Source organism: Gaiella sp. (assembly GCF_057140465.1).
In genome coordinates this window covers 1-19,103 of record NZ_DBNHWK010000084.1, presented here as the reverse complement: position 1 = coordinate 19,103, position 19,103 = coordinate 1, and the positions used below count along the sequence as shown (strand labels likewise).

The 19,103-nt window shown below is 72.9% G+C and carries 18 protein-coding genes; 3 read left to right on the top strand and 15 right to left on the bottom strand.

The window, feature by feature from the left end; translation table 11 throughout:
• Nucleotides 1-35: 35 nt before the first annotated feature.
• Together AC162C_RS12240 and AC162C_RS12235 are read right to left on the bottom strand one after the other, a co-directional pair.
• The gene (locus AC162C_RS12240; RefSeq protein ID WP_484097783.1) at nucleotides 36-1,586 is read right to left on the bottom strand and encodes an O-antigen ligase family protein; all 1,551 of its coding nucleotides are present in this window, start codon (nucleotides 1,584-1,586) and stop codon (nucleotides 36-38) included.
• Complete coding sequence (locus AC162C_RS12235; protein ID WP_484097782.1) at nucleotides 1,583-2,524, bottom strand: FlgD immunoglobulin-like domain containing protein; 942 nt, start codon at nucleotides 2,522-2,524, stop codon at nucleotides 1,583-1,585. Before AC162C_RS12235 ends, AC162C_RS12240 begins: the two co-directional genes overlap by 4 nt.
• A gap of 180 nt (nucleotides 2,525-2,704) precedes the next feature.
• Here AC162C_RS12235 and AC162C_RS12230 point away from each other — a divergent pair, with 180 nt between their 5' ends.
• Complete coding sequence (locus AC162C_RS12230) at nucleotides 2,705-3,952, top strand: outer membrane protein assembly factor BamB family protein (RefSeq protein ID WP_484097781.1); 1,248 nt, start codon at nucleotides 2,705-2,707, stop codon at nucleotides 3,950-3,952.
• Between the two features lie 25 nt (nucleotides 3,953-3,977).
• Here AC162C_RS12230 and AC162C_RS12225 read toward each other — a convergent pair whose 3' ends face one another.
• From AC162C_RS12225 to AC162C_RS12195, 7 genes are all read right to left on the bottom strand, one after another.
• Complete coding sequence (locus AC162C_RS12225; RefSeq protein WP_484097780.1) at nucleotides 3,978-5,000, bottom strand: sulfotransferase family protein; 1,023 nt, start codon at nucleotides 4,998-5,000, stop codon at nucleotides 3,978-3,980.
• Entirely contained in the window at nucleotides 4,990-5,550 is a 561-nt protein-coding gene (gene cysC, locus AC162C_RS12220; protein WP_484097779.1) for an adenylyl-sulfate kinase, read from the bottom strand. Before cysC ends, AC162C_RS12225 begins: the two co-directional genes overlap by 11 nt.
• 90 nt (nucleotides 5,551-5,640) lie before the next feature.
• Nucleotides 5,641-6,537, bottom strand: coding sequence for a sulfite exporter TauE/SafE family protein (locus AC162C_RS12215; RefSeq protein ID WP_484097778.1), 897 nt, complete (start codon nucleotides 6,535-6,537; stop codon nucleotides 5,641-5,643).
• A gap of 53 nt (nucleotides 6,538-6,590) precedes the next feature.
• Complete coding sequence (locus AC162C_RS12210) at nucleotides 6,591-7,376, bottom strand: phosphosulfolactate synthase (protein ID WP_484097777.1); 786 nt, start codon at nucleotides 7,374-7,376, stop codon at nucleotides 6,591-6,593.
• A complete protein-coding gene (locus tag AC162C_RS12205; protein ID WP_462972681.1) occupies nucleotides 7,363-7,950 on the bottom strand; it encodes a FumA C-terminus/TtdB family hydratase beta subunit in 588 nt (195 codons plus the stop codon). The genes AC162C_RS12210 and AC162C_RS12205 overlap by 14 nt, the downstream gene beginning before the upstream one ends.
• Nucleotides 7,951-8,022: 72 nt before the next feature.
• Nucleotides 8,023-8,922 (bottom strand): fumarate hydratase, encoded by a 900-nt coding sequence (locus AC162C_RS12200; protein WP_484097776.1) that lies wholly within the window; start codon nucleotides 8,920-8,922, stop codon nucleotides 8,023-8,025.
• A complete protein-coding gene (locus AC162C_RS12195) occupies nucleotides 8,919-10,124 on the bottom strand; it encodes an FAD-dependent oxidoreductase (protein ID WP_484097775.1) in 1,206 nt (401 codons plus the stop codon). The genes AC162C_RS12200 and AC162C_RS12195 overlap by 4 nt, the downstream gene beginning before the upstream one ends.
• 82 nt (nucleotides 10,125-10,206) lie before the next feature.
• Between AC162C_RS12195 and AC162C_RS12190 the strand changes: the two genes are divergently transcribed.
• Complete coding sequence (locus AC162C_RS12190; protein ID WP_484097774.1) at nucleotides 10,207-10,590, top strand: CBS domain-containing protein; 384 nt, start codon at nucleotides 10,207-10,209, stop codon at nucleotides 10,588-10,590.
• Between the two features lie 181 nt (nucleotides 10,591-10,771).
• Here the strand turns inward: AC162C_RS12190 and AC162C_RS12185 are convergent, their stop codons facing one another.
• Both AC162C_RS12185 and AC162C_RS12180 read right to left on the bottom strand, forming a co-directional pair.
• Nucleotides 10,772-11,809 carry an iron-containing alcohol dehydrogenase gene (locus AC162C_RS12185; protein WP_484097773.1) on the bottom strand — a complete coding sequence of 346 codons (1,038 nt, stop codon included), beginning with the start codon at nucleotides 11,807-11,809 and terminating at the stop codon, nucleotides 10,772-10,774.
• The gene (locus tag AC162C_RS12180) at nucleotides 11,806-12,702 is read right to left on the bottom strand and encodes a selenium metabolism-associated LysR family transcriptional regulator (protein WP_484097772.1); all 897 of its coding nucleotides are present in this window, start codon (nucleotides 12,700-12,702) and stop codon (nucleotides 11,806-11,808) included. The genes AC162C_RS12185 and AC162C_RS12180 overlap by 4 nt, the downstream gene beginning before the upstream one ends.
• Nucleotides 12,703-12,777: 75 nt before the next feature.
• Between AC162C_RS12180 and AC162C_RS12175 the strand changes: the two genes are divergently transcribed.
• Complete coding sequence (locus AC162C_RS12175; protein WP_462972687.1) at nucleotides 12,778-13,791, top strand: DUF354 domain-containing protein; 1,014 nt, start codon at nucleotides 12,778-12,780, stop codon at nucleotides 13,789-13,791.
• Between the two features lie 38 nt (nucleotides 13,792-13,829).
• Here AC162C_RS12175 and AC162C_RS12170 read toward each other — a convergent pair whose 3' ends face one another.
• The 4 genes from AC162C_RS12170 to AC162C_RS12155 all read right to left on the bottom strand — a co-directional run.
• Complete coding sequence (locus tag AC162C_RS12170; protein ID WP_484097771.1) at nucleotides 13,830-15,728, bottom strand: polysaccharide biosynthesis protein; 1,899 nt, start codon at nucleotides 15,726-15,728, stop codon at nucleotides 13,830-13,832.
• 179 nt (nucleotides 15,729-15,907) lie between these two features.
• Nucleotides 15,908-16,987: a DegT/DnrJ/EryC1/StrS family aminotransferase gene (locus AC162C_RS12165; RefSeq protein ID WP_484097770.1), complete on the bottom strand. Its 1,080-nt coding sequence runs from the start codon at nucleotides 16,985-16,987 to the stop codon at nucleotides 15,908-15,910.
• On the bottom strand, nucleotides 16,984-17,706 hold the full coding sequence (locus AC162C_RS12160) for a DedA family protein (protein ID WP_484097769.1): 723 nt from the start codon (nucleotides 17,704-17,706) through the stop codon (nucleotides 16,984-16,986). The genes AC162C_RS12165 and AC162C_RS12160 overlap by 4 nt, the downstream gene beginning before the upstream one ends.
• A gap of 98 nt (nucleotides 17,707-17,804) precedes the next feature.
• Nucleotides 17,805-19,103, bottom strand: a 1,299-nt coding sequence (locus AC162C_RS12155; RefSeq protein WP_484097768.1) for a phosphodiester glycosidase family protein, incomplete at its 5' end; no start/stop codon positions are given.

The window sequence follows — 19,103 nt, the reverse complement described above, 5'->3', positions numbered from 1 at the left end:
CGTCACCCGCCGTCGACGCGACGCCGCGCCGGCGCTCAGCCGGCCTCGCCGCGACCCGTGTCGGCCGTCGGCGTGCGCTGCATCGCGGTCGGTGCCGGCGGGCCGGGCCGACCGTCCCCCTCCGCGCCGGTCGCGCCGGGAGAGCGGGCGCGCTTCCTCGGGTAGCGGACGGCGAGGCCGACGAGCCCGAGGAGCGCCCAGGTCATCGGGTCCTCGAAGAACGCGTTGTACGCGAGGCTGTGCACGAAGATCGCCACGAGCGACACGCCGAGGGCCAGCGAGACGCGCGACGTGAAGCCGCGCCCGAGCCGCCAGAGGGCCGCCCACAGCGCCGCGACGACGAGCCACCCGAAGAGCGCGAGCCCGACGACGCCCTCCTCCGCGGCGACCGTGACCGGGGTCGTGTGGGAGGCCGTCCGTTTCGGGTCCCTGCCCTGGATCCCGAGGCGCCTGGCGTACTCACGGTTGAACCCGCCGACGCCGACGCCGACGACGGGGTGATCCGCCGTGATGCGCAGGCCTTGGGCGACGAGGTTCGAGCGTCCGCTCGTGACCTTGTTCAGGCCGGAGCGGGACTTGTCGACGATCTCCTCGCGGATCGACGGCAGCGCGAGCGTGACGGCGGCAGCGACGACGGCGAGCGCCACGAGGGAGAGCACTGCCCGCTGGCCCCAGGCGACCGCGGCCGCGACCACGATGCCGACGGCGAGCGCCACGAAGCTCGACTGGGAGAACGAGATCAGCAGCCCGAGCCACGTCGCGGCCGTCACCGCGTACAGCCCCGCGAGCCGCCAGCCGCGCACGCCGCCGAGCACGATCCCGGCCAGCGTCGCGAGGATCGCGACCGCGAGGTAGCGGCCGTACACCGACGGGTCCCAGAACACCGAGTTGACCCTGAAGAACGGCGCGTAGGCGTTGAAGACGATCACGCTCGGGTTCCAGAAGACCTCCCGGGTCGCCCACTGGTAGCCGCCCACGAGGGCGTACGCGAGCGCGGTGGCGACGAGCCCGCCCCACAGCCAGGTCAACCAGCGACCGCGCCAGGGAAGGCGCGCGAACCCGATCGCGAGCAGGCCGAACGGGAGCACGAACGCGCCCACGAAGATCAGCCCCTTCCGGACGTCGGGCGTCCACAGCACGGTGACGGCGGTCCAGGCGACGAACGCTGCCAGCGGGAGGGCCAGCTGCCGGAGCTCCCGCGAGCGGCGATCGCCCCGCACCAGCTGCCAGGCGAGCGCGAGGCCGAGAGCGGCGACGACCGCGTACAGCGGCAGCAGCAGGTTCGCCTCCTCGTCCCCGACGTCGACCGGGATCCGGACGGGGAGGCACGCGAGGGTGGCGAACGCGAGCAGGTAGGGCCACCGGACGAGCGCCACCGCCCCGACGACCGCGACGACGAGCCCGGCCACCGCCGCCGCCGCGAGCCGTGTCGGCGCCACGTCCGGGAGCAGGGCGAGCGCCACCGCGCCGAGGCCTCCACCCCACAGCACGAGCCCCGCGAGGCGGACGGGCGCCGGCCGGGCGAGAAGGAGGACGGCCAGGCCGGCCGACCCGACGAGGGCGCCGATCTGCCCGAGCGCGTTCACTCGGCCGTCTCCGGCCTGCGCACGAGGACGGCTGCGCGGGCCCGGTACCCGTTCGCCGTCACGGTGAGCGTGTAGCGGCCGGGCACGAGCGGCGCGTCCAGCCGGAGCGTCCCGGGCCTCGCCGTCCCCGTGCGCCGCCCGAGCGTCCACTCGACATTGGCCGCGTCGCTCGACACGAACACCGCGAACCGGCCCCCGGCGGTCGTCTCGATCACGTCGCGACCGAGGACGACGTAGCGCGCGACCACGGGCACCTCGCGCGTCGGCCCGCCGACGTTGCCCGCCGCGTCGCGCGCGATCACCGAGAGGCGGTACGTCCCCTGGGGAATCGGGACACCCTCGACCGTCCCGAACCAGTCGATCCGCCCCTCTCGACGCCGACCCCGCTGCCGCACACGTTGCACGCCGTCGACGAGCAGCGAGGCGCTCGCCCGCTCGTCCGTGCGGTAGCGCACGATCACCCGGTCGACGCGCTTGTCGCCGTCGGGGGAGAAGACGCGCGGGCGGACGCTCACGAGCGTGACCCGTGGCGGCGTGACGTCGACCTGGATCGGGTTGGGGAGCGTGATCGTGCGCCGCTCGCGTCGGAGCTCGACCCGGGGCAGGTAGGCGCCCTCCGGGACGACACGGGCGTCGTCGTCACGCCCGTCCCAGAAGACGGTGACCGGCCCTTGCGCGGCCGGCTGGGCCCGGGCGAGCTCGCGGACGCGGTCGCCGCCCTGGTCGACGATCGAGACGGACACGACGTCGCGCGCCCGCAACCGGAAGGTGATCGTCGCGGTGTCGGTGTCGCAGTCGCACACGGGCGAGAACACCTTGTCGACACGCGTGCCGATGATCGGGCTCGGCGTCAGCTTGAGCCTCTCGGTGATCACGAACGCTGCGGCCGTGGCCGCGAGCAGGAGCGCGACGAGCGCAGCTGGGGCGTATCTGGCCACAGGTTGAAGGGATTCTAGGGTCGTCGGGCCGACCGACCGTCTCCGGCAGCGGTCTCCTCCGGGCAGGCACACTGAACGATCGCCCGCCGTCGTCCCCGCACGCGCACCCTCGTCGTCGCCGCCGGCGCGCTCGTCGTCGTCGCGCTGCTCGGGGTCGGTGCCGCGATCCTGGCGATCACGATGCGCGAGCCGTCGTCGGGGGCGCTCGACACCGAGCTCGAGGACGTGTCGGTGGTCGAGCCCACCGCCCCTCCGCCGAAGCCTCCGCCGAAGCCGGCCCCCGAGCAGCCGACGGTCGACCAGCTGTGCTGGCCGATGTTCGGCGGCGAGCGGAGCCGGTCGCTCGCCCGACCGGGGATCGAGCTCGGCGTGCCGGCGCGGCCGCCGCTCTGGGCCCGCGGGCTCAAGGCGTACGTCGAGTACCCGCCGAGCTACTGCGACGGCGTCCTCTACGTCAACACCTTCCGGGGCGACACCTGGGCGATCGAGGCGGCGAGCGGCAAGGTCGTCTGGCGACGGCAGAGCCGGGCGCCGAAGGCGTCGACCCCCGCGATCGCGGGCCCCTACGTCCTCGTTTCGTCCCACGACGGGACGGTGACCGCGCTCGACCGACGGAACGGTCGGTACGTGTGGCAGCTGCGCACGAACGCGAAGGTCGAGTCGTCGCCCGCGGTCGTCGAGGGGGTCGCCTACTTCGGCGCGACCGACGGGCGGCTCTTCGCCGTGGACGCACTCACCGGGAAGGTGCGCTGGGCCTACGACACCGGCGGCCGGATCAACTCCAGCCCCTCGTTCACGCGCGGCCGCGTGTGCATCACGACGTACGCGGGCTCGATCTTCTGCCTCCGGCGCAGCAACGGCTCCAAGGTGTGGAGCACCTACGTGAAGCGCGACGCCTTCCGCTACGAGAGCTTCTACGCGAGCGCCTCGACCGACGGGGAGCGCCTGTACACGATGGCGCGCTCGGGCAAGGTGGTCGCGCTCTCCGTGGACGACGGCGACGTGCTGTGGACGCGCGAGGTGGGGACGCTCGGCTACACGACGCCGGCCGTCGGAGCCGACCGGATCTTCGTCGGCGACTTCGCCGGACAGCTCCGGGCCTACCGCAAACGCGACGGCGAGGAGCTGTGGCGGGCGAAGGTCGGCGGCCGGATCCTCGGGTCGCCGGTCGTCGTCGGCGACCTCGTGTTCTTCTCCACGCTCGAGCAGAAGACGTACGCGGCGCGCGTCTCCGACGGCAAGGTCGTGTGGCGCTTCCACCTCGGCAAGTACTCGCCGGGAATCGCGACGGAGCGTGCGTACTACTTCGCCCTGAACGGGATCCTCGTCGCGTTCCGCGGGAAGGACGGGCCCGCGCCGGAGCGGCGGCAGGCGGGCCCGGCCACGTCGCCCGCGCGCACGGGCACGGGAACGTCCGAATCGGGCTGACGCCGACCGGACGCGGAGCGCGGCGTCAGGACGTCCGATCGCCGGGTGACGCCTCGCCCGCTCCTCCCGGGGGAGCGCCGAGCGGCGGGTGCCGCCGCCGCCAGAGCGGCGAGACCTGGAGGGCGACACCGGTCGCCCGCCACGCAGCGGAGAGCGCCCGGTAGCGGACGAGGCGGAGGCGCGTGCCGACACCTCGCGGGCCGGACGCCCGAACCTCGTAGCCGAGGCCCTGCAGGAGATCGCCCGCGACCGACTCGAACGCCCGCACGTCCGCGGGCGCCATCTCGGCGCGCCAGTCGCGGACGCCGGGGGTCGGCGGCTCCGCGAGGCGCTGCTGGTGCGGCTTGTCGGCGAGGTCGACCGACCCGACGTAGCCGAGCATCTCGTCCTCGAAGGGGATCCCTGCGAACGCGCACACGCGGCGCAGGACGGCGGCCGGCTCCGCGACGAGGTCCTCGTAGCGGAGCTCGAGGTAGCGATCTCGCCCGACGCGCCCGCCGAGGTCGCGGGCGGCGGAGACCTCGGTGCGCCAGAGGCACGCGAAGCCGGGCGCATCGCGCGGATGCCCCCACGGCTCGGTCATGATCCCGGGCGGCACCGCGAGGTACGAGAGGGCCGCGTCCCGCCCGTCGCGGACGAGATGGACGAACAGCGCGTCGGGGAACAGGCGCTCGAGCAGCCCGAGGTACTGCATGTAGAGCGGCGTCTTGTCCCCCCACCGCGCCTTGCCCTGTGCTGCGGCGACGGTCTCGAAGACGGCGGCGATCGCCTCCCCGGCGGTCATCCCGGCACGCAGTCGCGGGGCGACGTCGTCGGGCTCGATCCCGAGGTCACGGAGACGACGGACGCGTCGCAGGTCGTCGAGGAACGCCGCCGGATCGACCGCCCCCCGATGCCGAGCGGCGAGCTGGGGCACGAAGTACGACTCGTCGGGCACGGCGAGCACGCTCGAGCGGTCGAGCATCACCCGCAGCAGGGTCGTGCCCGAACGGCGGACGCCGAGGACGATGACGGGGGGAGCGGCGGCCCCGGCCGGCTCAGGCGGCATCGACGAGGCCGCGCTCCTCGAGCGCCGCGATCACGATCGCGGCGCTCTCGGCCGGCTCGTGGCGTTCGGTGTCGAGCACGACCTCGGCGTCGTCCGGAGGCTCGTACGGGGCCGAGATCCCGGTGAACTCGGGGATCTCGCCGGCGATCGCCTGTGCGTAGAGCCCCTTGACGTCACGGCGCGTGCACTCCTCGAGGGAGGCACGCACCCAGACCTCGACGAACGGGGCGAACTCCTCGGTCATCGCCCGTGCCGTCGCCCGCGTCACCGCGTAGGGAGAGATCGCGGACACGACGACGGCCGCCCCGGCCCGGGCGAGCCGCGACGCGACCCAGCCGATCCGCTCGATGTTCGTGTCGCGGTCCTCCTTCGAGAACCCGAGGCCCTGCGAGAGGTGCGTGCGGACGACGTCGCCGTCGAGCGTCTCCACGAGCAGCCCACGCCGCTCGAGCTCCTCGACGACGAGGTGCGAGACGGTCGTCTTGCCCGCGCCCGAGAGCCCGGTGAGCCAGACGGTGAAGCCCTGCGGTCGGGTGTGCACGGGCGGCATCGCGCCGGATTGTACGGATCCCCACCCCTCGCCCACCGCCGACGCCCCGCGGGCCGAGGTGCCGTGGAGACCGCGCGCGGCGGCGACGCGTCAGCCGTCGGACGATCCCTCCGACGCGGTGCGTGGCCGCCCGCCGAGGATGATCGAGCGGGCCAGCGCGATCACGCCCACGCTGCCGCCGAGCACGATGCCGACGAGGAGCACGGCGTTCGCGCCCGGGAAGTCGATCAGCTTCACGCCGGCGAGGGCGAGCACGAGGGCGAGGGCGACACGGAGCGCGCGGTCGGGCAGCTTCACCGTCACCTGCCCGCCGATCAGCACCCCCGGGATCGAGCCGCACAAGAGCCACGCGGTCGCTCCGAGGTCGACGTTGCCCGCGGCGAACTGGCCCGCGCCCGCCACCCAGAGCAGCAGCGCGGCGTGGAAGATGTCGGTGCCCACGATCTTCGCGGCCGTGAGGGGGAAGAGCACGAGCATCGCCAGCCCGAAGAAGGTTCCCGACCCGACCGACGTCACGCCGACGACGAAGCCGCCGAAGAGGCCGATCAGCACGGCGCTCACACGGTCGCGGTTCGTGAGCCGATACGGCTGGTCGCTCACCCGGCCGCGGATGAACGTCTTCACGAAGAAGCCGATGCCGGCGACGATCAGCGCGGCCCCCAGAACCTGACGCGCCGCGTCCTCGAACGCGTCGCCGTAGCGGCTCTCCAGCCAGGCGGAGAGGGCGACGCCAGCGAGCGACGCCGGCGCCGAACCGAGCAGCATCCACGTCGTCAGCCGCGCGTGCACGTGCCCGAGCCGGCGGTGCTGTGCGGCGCCGAACGACTTGAAGATCGCGCCGTGGAGGATGTCGGTGCCGATCGCGACGGACGGCTTGAAGCCGAAGACGAGCACGAGTAGCGGCGTCATCAGCGAGCCTCCGCCCATGCCGGTCATCCCCACCAGGAGACCGATCAGCAGTCCCGCGAGCGTGAGCTTCCAGTCCATCGACGACCTCAGGCGGATCCCGGCGAGCCCGGTGCGGTCGAGCGCGGCACCGCTCAGGTCGTCTGGGAGGCGAGGAGGATCTCACGCAACGTGTCGCCGCGCAGCCCGAGCCGCAGCGTCTCGAGCGCGATCACCTCCTCGGGCGGGATGTTGCCGAGGTTGACCTCCGGTCCGAAGTTCTTGACGAACCACGCCTGCGACGCCTTCGTCGGCGCCTCGAAGATCAGCTCGTGGAAGTCGATCGTGTGGACGATCTCGTCGACGAGGCCCGTCCGCATCTCGCCGGTCGGTCGATAGATCCCCGCCGTGCCCCCCTCCCGGCCCTCGGCGATCACCTTCCAGGCGCCGGCGGCGAGCTCCTGCTCGATCCACTCGACCCACTGGTAGGGGGCGTAGACGACTTCGGCGTCCTTCGAGCCGACCTCCGAGAGGACGGTGAAGTCCCTGGCGAAGTCGGTGATCAGCTCGAGCTTCCGCTCCCGCGGCATGTCGACGGTGCCGTCGGAGATCTCGACGTGCGAGAAGCGGTAGTGGGCGAGCCAGCGCTTGAACGGGTCGAGCTTGCCCTGGCCGTACACCGCCTCGAACAGGGTCCCGCCGCAGACCACCGGCGTCCCGAACGAGCGGTAGAGCGCGATCTTCTTCTCGAGGTTGTTGGTGACGTAGCTCGTGCCCCAGCCGAACTTCACGATGTCGACGTAGGCGCCCGCCGTGTCGAACAGGCCCTCGATCTCGCGCAGGTTGAGTCCCTTGTCGAGCACGTGGGTGAGGCCGTGCGTGCGCGGCTTCCCGGGGCGGCGGGGCACGTCGAGGAAGCCGTCTTCTTCAAAGGCGTTCATAGAGCTCCTCCAGCTTCTGTGCGGCACGATCCTGCACCTCGCGGTAGAGAGAGCCGCCGTGGGCGTCGATCCCGACGATCAGCGGCCCGAAGTCACGGACGCGGAACTTCCACAGGCACTCGGGCATCAGCTCCTCCCAGGCCACCTCCTCGATCTCCTCGATCTGCGTCGTCTCGAGCGCCGCGGCGCCGCCGACGATCGCGAGGTAGACCATGCCAAGGCGCTGCATCGGCTCGATCGCCTCGTCCGGAAACCCGCCCTTGCCGCAGATCGCGCGCACCCCGTACCGCGCGCCGAGACCTTCCGTGAAGCGCACCATGCGGGCGCTGGTCGTCGTACCGATGCAGATCTTCTCGTAGCGGCCCGGGCCGACCTTGCGCACGTTCGGCGCGGTGTGCAGCAGGAACGCGCCCTCGAGGTCCATCGGCGGCTCGTGCCCCTCGTCGAAGATCCTGATCTGCGTGCGGTCCCGGATGCCGATGATGTGGCCCTGCACGACGACCTCGTCGCCGGCCCGCAGCGCGAGCAGCTCGGCGGGATCGGCGATCGGGAACGTGAGCTCGTGGACGGCCATCAGCGCGCGGACGGACCGGGCACGCGGCCCGGGGTCGCGGGGACGGGGACGGAAACGGGTCGGCGCATCGGCTCAGAACTCCCGGTCGTACTCGATCGACCCGTCCGCGGCCACGTGGGCGGACGCACGGCGGGCCGCCCAGCACTGGTAGTTGACGGCGACGGGGTTGAGCGTCATGTGCGTGTCCGCGTGCTCCACGTGGACGGCGAGCACGGTGACGTCCCCGCCGAGCCCCATCGGCCCGACGCCGGTCTCGTTGAGGAGCTGGTAGAGGTCGGCCTCGAGCTCGGCGACGAGCGGATCGGGGTTGCGCGTGCCGACGGGGCGGGCGATCGCCTCCTTCGCCAGGTGCATCGCGAAGTCGGCCGAGCCGCCGATCCCGACGCCGACGATGCCGGGAGGGCACGGCTTGCCGCCGGCCCCGACGATCGAGTCGAGCACGAAGCGCTTGATCCCCTTCACCCCGTCGGCGGGGACGAGCATCTTCAGGAACGTCATGTTCTCCGACCCCGAGCCCTTCGGCACGCACTTCACGTCGAGGCCGTCCCAGTCCGGGACGAACTCCCAGTGGACGATCGGCACCCGGAAGCCGACGTTCGGGCCGGTGTTCTCGCGGGTCAACGTGTGGACGGTGTTCGAGCGCAGGGGGTGATCGACGGTGGCACGCTCCGTCCCGGCTCGCAGCGACGCGTAGATGCGCGCGGGATGGAGCTGGAAGCCCTCGCCGACGCGGCAGTAGTAGACGGCGATCCCGGTGTCCTGGCAGACGAGGTTGCGCTGCTCGTCGGCGATCTCGACGTTGCGATGGATCGTCTCGAGCACCCGGATGCCCGTCGTCGAGGTCTCCCGGTCGCGCGCCGCGGCGAGCGCGTCGCGGAGGTCCTGGGGAATGTCCTTCAGCGCCCAGACGTACAGGTGCGCTGCCACGTCCTCGACCACCTGGGCGAGGTGCGTCGTCGTGATCGTGCTCATGCGGCCGCCGCCTCCGCCGCCGTACGGCCGGCGCGGCGCCCGAAGACGACGCACTCGAGGAGCGAGTTGCCCATCATCCGGTTCCGTCCGTGCGTTCCACCCGCGATCTCCCCGCAGGCGTAGACGCCGTCGAGGCTGGTCCTGGCATCCGTGTCGATTACGAGGCCACCGTTCTGGTAGTGGAGGACGGGATACGTGGTGATCTTCTCCGTCAGCGGGTCGATCCCCGCGCCACGGTACCGACGGAGCATGTACGGGAGCGACACTGCCGCGTCCGCCTCCGAGATCCTCGTCGTGTCGAGCCAGACGGCCGGTCGGCCGTCCGGCACCTCGACGCCCCGACCGGCCGCCACCTCGTCGACGATCGCCTGCGCGACCTCGTCGCGGGGGCCGAGCGAGTCGGTGAACTCCTCGCCGTCGGCGTTGAGGAGGACGGCGCCGTACGCGCGCGTCGTCTCCGGGATCGAGTACCCCTGCATCGACGCCGGCCAGGCTCCACCCGTCGGGTGGTACTGGAGGGCGTCCAGGTCACGGGCCGCCGCTCCCGCCGCGATCGCGACCCGGGTGACCTCGCCCGTCGCGTTCGGATGGTTCGTGGACAGCTCTCCCCGCGCCTCCGCCTCCGCATAGCACCGGCCGCCGGCGGCGAGGACGACGCACGCGGCATCGACGTCGACGGCCCCCGCGGGTGTCCCGAACGTGGCCCGCCAGCCCGCGTCGTGGGGCGCGAGGGCGACGAGGTCGTGGTGCTCGAGCGCCGTCCCGTCGGTCGCGGCGTACGCGTCGCGCAGCGCCTTGGTGATCGCGTGACCGGTGCGGTCGCCGACCTGGAGGAGGCGGCGCCGTGACGCGCCCCCACAGCGCGCGAGCCGGTACGAGCCGTTCTCGCGCGTGAAGGCGACGCCGAGCCCCTCGAGCCAGGCGATCGCCTCCTCGGCCGCACCGGTGAGGACGGCGACGAGGTCCGGGTCAGCCGTCCCGTGCGACGAGCGGAGGACGTCCTCGGCGTGGACGGCGGGGGAGTCGTCGTGACCGACGGCGGCCTGGATCCCGCCCTGCGCCTTCGAGGAGTTGTTGGCCTGCAGCGAGGTCTTCGTCGCGACTGCGACCGCGACGCCGTGGCGCGCAGCGGAGACGGCCGCCGAGAGGCCGGAAGCACCGCTTCCCACCACGAGGACGTCGAGTGAGCCACGGTGGGCCATCGCGGGGCGAGTCTAGCAGCTAGCTACTAATACCTATGATTAGTGACCGTTATTGAAAAGCTCTCGGGTAGACTGCGCGACCGTGCCCGCGACGCTCGCCGAGATCGTCAAGCCGACCTTCATCGAGGTCGCACCGGAGGACACCCTCGGCGAGGTGGCCGAGCGGATGACCGAGCGGAACGTCGGCGCCGTCGTCGTCAAGGACTTCGGGCGGCTGATCGGGATCCTCACCGAGCGTGACCTCCTGAAGGCGATGGCCGCTCGTGTCCACTCGAGCGAGGCTCGCGTGCGCGAGTGGATGACGGAGGACCCCGTGACCGTCGACGCCGACCTGGCGCTGGACGAGGCCGAGCGCCTGATGATCGTCCGCGGCTTCCGCCATCTGCCAGTGGTGATGGAGGGGGACGTCGTCGGCGTCGTCAGCCTGCGGCGCGTGGTCGCCGCGATGCAGGCCGAGAGCGAGTAGCCGGCGACGCGTAACGCGTCCGCAGCGCGCGCCGGGCTAGCGTGCGCGCATCGACTGGTCGATCGCACCTGCGGTGAACTCCGGCGTCGCCACGCGTAAGCGGCTCGCATCCGTGAGCCGGGTCAGCGACCCCGTCGTCGCCCGCGTGAGACGGCTCCTGCCCGCCCCTCTCCGCTGACGCTCACCAGACCTCGCGCAGGAGCCGCTCGACGTCGGCGGCGGTGGCCGGCCGGGGATTGGCGCGGGTGCCGGGGCGCTCGGTGATCGCGGCGGCGACCTCGGCGAGCTCGTGCTCGGGAACGCCCTCGTCGCGCAGCCGACGGAGCCCGCCGAGCGCGGCGAGCTCCGCGCAGCGGGCCGGCGCGTCGTCCGTCCCGAGCGCGGCTGCAAAGCGGGCGATCGCGTCGGGCACCGCCTCCACATTGAAGCGCAGCGCGGCCGGGAGGCAGATCGCGTTCATGGACCCTTGAGGAAGCCCAAAGCGCCCCCCGAGCCCCTGCGCCATCGCATGGGCGAGACAGAGCCCGGAGAACCCGAGCGCGAGGGCTGCGTGCATCGCCCCCTCGAGCAGGCGACTTCGTTCCTCGAGCGAGCCCGGCTCCCGGACGACGTGCGGCAGCGCGGCCGCGATCAGGGCCGCACCCGTGTCGGCCGCCGGTGCGGCCCGGTCGTCTGCGCCGGGAGCGTAGTAGGCCTCGGCGCAGTGCGCGAGCGCGTTCATCGCCGTGCCGACCGTGGCCCGGAGAGGGAGCTCGAGCGTGAGCTCCGGGTCGTAGACGGCACCGACCGGCCGCACCCGCTCGTCGACGCCTCCGCCCTTGCGGCCCGGGGCGAGGAGCAGGCCGAAGTAGGGCGTCCACTCGGCCCCGGCGTACGTCGTCGGCATCGCGATCACCGCGCACCCGGACTCCCGGCTCCGACCCGCGCGGTCGGCGACCAGGCGGGCGGCGACGGCCTTCGCGGTGTCCACCGCGCTCCCGCCGCCGAGCCCGACGAGCCCGTCGACCGCGTGCTCCGTCGCCAGCCGGTACGCGTCGTCCACCGTCTCCACCGGCACGTGCGGGCGCACGCCGTCGTAGACCGCGACCACGGGGAGGCCCGGCGCGGACGCAGCGCCCCGGCGGGTGGTGACGAGCAGCGGGCGCTCGATCCCCACCTCTGCGCACACGTCGGCGAGATGGGCACGCGCCCCCGCGCCGAAGCGGACGACCGGGCTCATCGTGCGACGCGCTCGTGCGCGAAGGCGACGAACGCCTCGGCGACACGCGTCGGGACGCGGTTCGAGCCGCGGGCGAGCGAGATGTCGCGCCGGGCGTCCATCCCCTCGAGGCGGGCTTCGGTGAGCTGGCCCGACGCGAGCTCCGACTCGACGGCGGTGCGCGAGATGAACGCGACGCCGAACCCTCCGAGCACGGCGCTCCGCACCGACTCCTGGAGCCCCAGCTCGAGACGGAGGTCGAGGTCGCGCAGCCGGATGCCGCGGGCACGGAGCTCGTCCTCGACGACCTGCCGGACACCGGCTCCCTCCTGCATGACGACGAGCGACTCCTCACGGAGCTCGTCGAGCGTGACGGTCCTGTTCGCGAAGCGATGTCCTGCCGGGCACGCGAGGATCACCTCGTCGCGGAGCAGCGGCTCGTAGCGGATGCCGCGGTGGCGCCGGGCGGCGCCGACGATGCCGAGCTCGAGCTGCCGGTCGGCGACGCGCTCGACGACGGTCTGGGTGTCGTGCACCTCGAGCACGATGCGGACGCCGGGGTTGGCGCGCTGGAACTCGCAGAGCAGGAGGGGGACGGCGACCGCCGCCGGGCCGGTCGAGGCGCCGATTCGCAGGTCGCCGCCGAGGTCGCCGTCGTCACCGACCGCGACCTCGTCGAGGAGCTGCTGCTCGAGCGCGAGCAGGCGCTGCGCGCCCCGATAGAGCCGCTCGCCCGCCTCCGTCGGCTCGACGCGGCGGCCGGAGCGGTCGAGGAGCTGCACGCCGAGGCGCTTCTCGAGCGAGCGCACCTGGAGCGACACCGCGGGCTGCGTGACGCCGAGCGCCTCGGCGGCCTGGGAGAAGCTGCGGCGGTCGACGACCGCGCAGAACGCTGCAAGCTGTCGCGTATCCATAAGAGAAGCTTATCGTTCAGATTGCGTCGGAGCGAGACGGCGCCCGGAGGGCCGCCCGTCGTCTAGGGTCGCCCCGTGCGCGTCTGGATCGACGTCACGAACTCTCCGCACGTGCCGTTCTTCCGGCCGCTGCTCGCTCTGCTCGACGAGCGGGGGCACGAGGTGCTCGTCACCGCACGGGAGTACGCCCAGACGATCGAGCTGCTCGAGGACGCCGACATCGCGTACGAGGTCGTCGGCCCCCCCCACGGAGGTGCGAGCGTCGGCAGGAAGGTACGGGCGATGGCGGCCCGCGTCCCGGCGCTGCGCAGGTTCGCGGGTGGGCGCGACATCGACGTGGCGCTGTCCCACGCCTCGCACGAGCTGCCGATCGCCGCGCGGTCGCTCGGCATCCCGTCCGCGTACGCGTTCGACTACGAGTTCGCTCTCGTGCAGCACGGGCTCGGCAGCCGGGCGGCGACCCGCGTCGTCGTGCCCGACGTGATCCCCCAGGATCGGCTCGACCGCCTCGGCGCACGGGCGCGCAAGGTTCGCCGCTACCCGGGCCTCAAGGAGGAGTACGCCCTCGCGGGCTTCTCGGCCGATCCGCGGGCCGCCGCCCGACTCGGGGTCGAGGACGATCGGCTCCTCGTCGTCGTCCGCACCCCTCCGGAGGTCTCGCTCTACCACCGGCACGCGAACCCGCTGTTCGCGGCGGTGCTCGAGCGCCTCGGGACCGAGCCCGGCGTGCGGGCGGTCGTGCTGCCGCGGACGGCGGAGCAGCGTGATGCGCTCGACGGGCTCGGCCTGCCGTCGCTCGTCGTCCCCGAGCGCGCCGTGGACGCGCGCAGCCTCGTCGCGCTCGCCGACCTCGTCGTCTCGGCCGGCGGGACGATGAACCGCGAGGCGGTGGCGCTCGGCACGCCGGTCTACACGACCTTCTCGGGGCGCCTGGGCGCCGTCGACGAGGCCCTCGTCGCCAACGGGCGACTCCGACTGCTCGAGGACGCCGCCGACATCGAGCTCGCGCGCAAGCACGCCGCCGACCGCCCGCCGCCGCGCGACCCGGCGCTGATGCTCGACCTCATGCTCTCGGCACTCGATCGATAGCCCAGAGCGCCGCGCTCCGACGGAACGCCCGACGGCGCCTAGAGCGGCTCGTGCGTGGACGTGGGCGACGCCGTCGCGGCCTCGGCGCCCGCACGCCGCGGCTCGCTGATCATGCGGTGGAGCGTGCCGACCACCTCGAGCGTGTCGCCCGCCTCGACGAGACCGCGCAGGAGCGCGAGCTGCTCGTCCAGCCAGTCCGCGTCGATCGGCGGCCGCGTGACACGGTTGATCGCCGGGTGCGGGCTCGGCGTCACGGTCTCGTCGCGGCCGACGAGCTCCTCGTGCAGCTTCTCACCGGGCCTGACACCGATGATCCGGATCGCGACCTCGAGATCGGGCTCCTTCCCGGAGAGGCGGATCATCCGCTCCGCGAGGTCCATGATCCGCACCGGCTCGCCCATGTCGAGCACGTAGACCTGCCCGCGCTCGCCGATCGCGCCCGCCTGCACCACGAGCTGGACGGCCTCCGGGATCGTCATGAAGAACCGCGTCATCTCGGGGTCGGTCACCGTCACCGGGCCGCCGCGCGCGATCTGCTTCCGGAAGATCGGGATCACGCTGCCCGACGAGCCGAGCACGTTGCCGAAGCGGACGGCGACCATCCGCGTCGCCATGCCCTCACGGTGGCCGTGCGTCTCGACGATCCACTCGCCGAGGGCCTTCGTCTGCCCCATCACCGTCTTCGCGTTCACCGCCTTGTCGGTGGAGACGAGCACGAACCGCTTCGCGCCGAACTCCACCGCGACGTCGCTGATCGTCTGCGTCGCCAGCGTGTTGTTGCGCACGGCCTCGACGGGGTTCGCCTCCATCAGCGGCACGTGCTTGTACGCCGCCGCGTGGAACACGACGCCCGGCCGGTACGTCTCGAAGACCTGTCGCATCTTGACCCGGTCCTTCACGTCGCCGAGGACGGCCGCGGCGGCGTGGAACCCGCGCTCGTCGACGAGCTCCCGCTCGATCTCGAAGAGCGCCGGCTCGGAGTTGTCCACGAGCACGAGCTTCGTCGGGCCGACGCGCGCGATCTGCCGACACAGCTCCGAGCCGATCGAGCCACCGGCGCCGGTGACGAGGACGATCTCGCCCGTGAGGTAGTCGGAGATCGCGTCGAGGTCGACGTCGACCGGCTCGCGCCCGAGGACGTCCTCGACCTCGACCGGTCGCACCTGGCGTGCGAGGTCGTAGTCGCCGCTGACGAGCTCGGACAACGACGGGAGCGTCTTCACGGCGATGTCGACCTCGGCCGCGACGTCGACGATGCGCTGCCGGAAGGCGCCGGACGCCGTGGGGACGGCGATCAGCACCTCGTCGGGTCGTCGATCGCGAAGGATCCCCTCGAGCTCGTCGGTCGTCCCGAGGACGCGGATGCCGTGGAGGCGGAGGTGGCGCTTGCGGGGATCGTCGTCGACGAGCCCGATCGGCGTCGTCCCGAGCGCCGGATTGCGGAGCATCTCCTTGACGACGAGCTGACCGGCGTCGCCGGCGCCGACGATGATCGCTTCCTTCCCGCGCGCGACGATGCTGCCCGGCCGCGGGCGCTCGATCAGCGTCCGTGCGAGGAGGCGCGAGCCGGCGACGAGCGCGAGGCAGAGGAGCAGGTCGGCGAACCAGACGCCGCTCGGGACGCGCACGCGGTGCACCTCGAACAGGGTGAAGGCGAGGAAGACGGTGATCGACGCGAGCACGGCCCCGCGCAGCGCCGACCACATGTCGCGCGTCGACACGTACCGCCACCACCGGTTGTAGAAGCCCGCGAGCACGAACACGGGCAACTTGATGGCGATCACGAGGAGCACGATCTCCCAGGTCAGGTAGCGGTCGTAGTACCGCGGCCAGTCGGTGTCGAAGCGGAGGTTCCACGCGAGCACCCAGGCCGCAGCGACGATCGCGGCGTCGACCACGACCTGCCAGAGACTGTGACGTGTCACCGGGCGTCGCACCCGGGCACCCTCCTTCTAGGGGTCTCTCCGGCAAGAGCCGGGCCGGACGACCGCAGAGGAGCGCGGTCGCAGGCGAGGCCCCCCGGCTCGGGCACACACGTGGGCCCGCGCAACCCGGGACGACGCGCCTCGACCTGCGCGGCGCGTGCACGGGGATGTCGTGTCGCCCAGGGCGGCCACTACACGACGGGAACGCTGCCGGACGCCGTCACGGCGGCGACGACACGCTCCTGCACCTCCTCGGTGATGCCACCCCAGAGCGGCAGGGCGAGGTTCTCCGCGGCTGCGCGCTCGGTCTCCGGGAGCGACCCCGCCTCCCATCCGAGCGAGCGCATCGCGGGCTGCAGGTGGACGGGCGTCGAGTAGTACGCGGCGCAGGACACGCCGGCCTCTCCGAGCGCCGCCGCCAGCCGGTCCCGCTCCGGGGTCCGCACGACGAACATGTGGTACACGTGGCCGGGCTCGTCGAGGGGCAGCTCGACGACCTCCCCGAGGCCGAGCGCCGCGTAGCGGGCGGCCCCTTCGCGACGAGACTGGTTCCACCCGGCGAGATGCGGGAGGAACACGCGCAACGCGGCCGCCTGGATCGCGTCGAGGCGGGAGTTCGCGCCCACCAGCTCGAACGTCTTCTTGTCGCGCGAGCCGTGGAAGCGCAGCCGACGCACGGTGTCCGCGACCTCGTCGTCGGTCGACGCGACGAGACCGCCGTCGCCGAGCGCGAAGAGGTTCTTCGTCGGGAAGAAGCTGAAGGTGGAGCAGACGCCGGTCGTCGCGATGCCGTCGGCGCCGAAGGCCTGGGCTGCATCCTCGAGGAGCGGGAGCCCGAGTGCGGCGAGCTCCGCGAGCGGCGCCGGGCGCCCGAAGAGATGCACGGGCATGATCGCCCGGGTGCGCTCGGTGATGCGCGCGGCGACGTCGTCGGGATCGAGGTTCAGCGTCACCGGGTCGATGTCGGCGAAGACCGGCGTCGCCCCGACGCGCGCGATCGCCTCCGCGGTCGCGAAGAACGTGAAGGAGGGGCAGATCACCTCGTCGCCCCGGCCGATCCCCATGGCCTCCAGCGAGAGCACGAGGGCGTCCGTGCCGTTGGCGACGCCGATCGCGTGGGGAACGCCGAGGTACGCAGCGGCCTCGCGCTCGAAGGCCTCGACCTCCGGGCCGAAGATGAAGCGCCCGGAGTCCAGGACATCGGAGAAGCGCTCCTTCAACTCGGGGATCAGCGGCGCGTACTGCGCCTTCACGTCGACGAGCGGGATCATTCCGACGGGCCAGTGTATCCCGAAGCCGTCTCCGGCTCCGGCTCGGCGATCGCCCGGCGTCGGCGCATGCGTACGAGCTTCCACCCGACGAGCGCGATCCCTGCGACCACGGCGGCGGCGATCGCGTAGTCGGCGAAGCGGAAGCTCTCGTGGAACGACTCCCAGCTCGCACCCGCTGCCCAGCCTGCGCCGGCGAGCGCGAAGCACCAGATCGCCGAGCCGATCGCGGTCAGTAGGACGTAGTGCCAGAAGCGGGCCCGGAAGACACCGGCCGGGATCGAGATGAACGAGCGCACGACCGGGGTGATCCGCCCCAGGAAGACCGCCCAGTCGCCGTGCCGGTCGAACCACGACTCGGCCCGGTCGAGCTTCGCCGCGTCGAGGTGCAGCCAGCGCCCGTGGCGCTCGAGCCAGGGCCTGCCCCCGTAGTCGCCGATCGCCCAGCCCCCGATCGACCCGAGGAGGTAGCCCACGGTGCCGGCGGTGGCGATCGCGACGTACGCCGGGAGCCCGGACGCGAACTCGTAGCCGAACAGGGTCACCGACTGATCGACGAAGGCGCCGGAGGCGACCGCCCCCGCGTACACCATCACGGGCTCGCTCGCGGCAGGGAACACGGCGTCGATCAGCATGAGCAGGAAGACCGCGTAGAGCCCGTAGTCGCCGACGAACGACGTCACGGCATGCGTGATCTCGCTGAGGAGCGATGCAACCAGCACGATGCGATGGTACTGACGCCGACGGAGTGGAGGCGTCGGGCGACCCGGCGGGGAGGCCGGTGGCGGCCGGTGCGATCGCCGGCCGTGGCGCGTCGCGCCTAGCGGGCGGTGCGCTGCACGCGGAACGTCGAGGTCTGCTCGACGCGCCCCAGGGCGTTCCGTGCGACCACGCGCACGAGGTAGCGGCCACCCGGCACGCGCGTCCCGTCGCCGAGGAGCCCGTTCCAGGTGACGGCCGCCTCACCGGGCGGGAACTGCCTCGCGGCGAGCCGCTGCACGACGTCGCCTCCCGCCGTCTCGATCCGGGCGTTGATCCGCGCCGTGCGTGCGAGCCGCCACGTGAAGCGGAAGTCCCGCCCGGCGCGCGGGAGGAAGAACGTCTTCCGCTCGGGGCGCAGGAAGCCGAGCGTCGCGTTGACGACGAACGACCGCGCCATCTCCGAGCGCTGCCCGGTGTCGTCGGTCGCGGTCACACGCACGGTCCACCGCCCCTCGGCGGGCTCCGGCGGCGGCGCCGAGGGATCGAGCTGCGCCTCCGGGCCGCCGGGCGGCGGGAACGGCACCGTGTGGGGCCCGGGCGGCAGGTCGACGGGCTCCAGTGCCGCGACGCCTCCCCCCGGGGCGACGAGCGCGACCTCGACGGTGGAGGGCCGCACGAGGCGGTACGTGAGGCTCTGCGCGTCCGCCTCCCCGTCCCCGTTCGGTGACACGAGCGGCAGCGGAGGAGGCACGAAGACGCCGGTGTAGAGGAGCATCAGCGCAGACGCGATCGGGCGCTCGCGCCCGTCCGACGGGCGGTTGAGCAGCGTCCCGTCGAAGGCCATGGCCGTCGAGCCACCGCCGTCCAGGGCCATCCCGGTGACGGCGCCGAAGCGGACGAGCGCCTGGGCCAGCTGGAAGTTCGTGAGGCCGACGCTGTACCCCGGCTGTCGGCCGTCGACCGCGATCAGCACGATACGGCCGTCGGCGAGCTGCCCGACCGCCGAGCGGGGGGCCCGCTGCGTGAGCTGCCCGCTCGGGAACTGCTCGCCGGAGCGGAAGACGGGGGCCCCACCGCGGACGATCTGCGGGCCTCCGCCGATCGCACCGATCAGCCCTGGCCAGTCGGGCTTGAGGCCGAGCCGTACCGTCACGACCTCGCCGGGCACGACATCGGCGGCGAGGGCCGCTGCCGAGGTCCCGCGGCCGACCAGAACCGCGCCGCCCGGGGGGATCGGGACGCCCGGGCCCGCCGGAACGGACTCGACGACCGGGGCCGTCAGGTCGATCCCCGGTGTCGCGACGGGGAAGGGGAAGAGCACGACGGCCGTGCCGCTCGGGAGCTCCGGCGTCCTCTGGCCGTAGGCGGGCGTGAACAGCGCCGTTCCGCGCGGTGTCGGTGGCGCGTTCAGGCGGGA

Excerpts from the sequence above, each read along its gene's own strand:
- AC162C_RS12185 (WP_484097773.1), bottom strand. The coding sequence starts at position 11,809 with ATGAGCCCGGTCGTCCGCTTCGGCGCGGGGGCGCGTGCCCATCTCGCC.
- cysC (WP_484097779.1), bottom strand. The coding sequence starts at position 5,550 with ATGCCGCCCGTGCACACCCGACCGCAGGGCTTCACCGTCTGGCTCACC.
- AC162C_RS12215 (WP_484097778.1), bottom strand. The coding sequence starts at position 6,537 with ATGGACTGGAAGCTCACGCTCGCGGGACTGCTGATCGGTCTCCTGGTG.
- AC162C_RS12210 (WP_484097777.1), bottom strand. The coding sequence starts at position 7,376 with ATGAACGCCTTTGAAGAAGACGGCTTCCTCGACGTGCCCCGCCGCCCC.
- AC162C_RS12230 (WP_484097781.1), top strand. The coding sequence starts at position 2,705 with ATGCGCGAGCCGTCGTCGGGGGCGCTCGACACCGAGCTCGAGGACGTG.
- AC162C_RS12165 (WP_484097770.1), bottom strand. The coding sequence starts at position 16,987 with ATGATCCCGCTCGTCGACGTGAAGGCGCAGTACGCGCCGCTGATCCCC.
- AC162C_RS12225 (WP_484097780.1), bottom strand. The coding sequence starts at position 5,000 with ATGCCGCCTGAGCCGGCCGGGGCCGCCGCTCCCCCCGTCATCGTCCTC.
- AC162C_RS12180 (WP_484097772.1), bottom strand. The coding sequence starts at position 12,702 with ATGGATACGCGACAGCTTGCAGCGTTCTGCGCGGTCGTCGACCGCCGC.
- AC162C_RS12200 (WP_484097776.1), bottom strand. The coding sequence starts at position 8,922 with ATGAGCACGATCACGACGACGCACCTCGCCCAGGTGGTCGAGGACGTG.
- AC162C_RS12205 (WP_462972681.1), bottom strand. The coding sequence starts at position 7,950 with ATGGCCGTCCACGAGCTCACGTTCCCGATCGCCGATCCCGCCGAGCTG.
- AC162C_RS12195 (WP_484097775.1), bottom strand. The coding sequence starts at position 10,124 with ATGGCCCACCGTGGCTCACTCGACGTCCTCGTGGTGGGAAGCGGTGCT.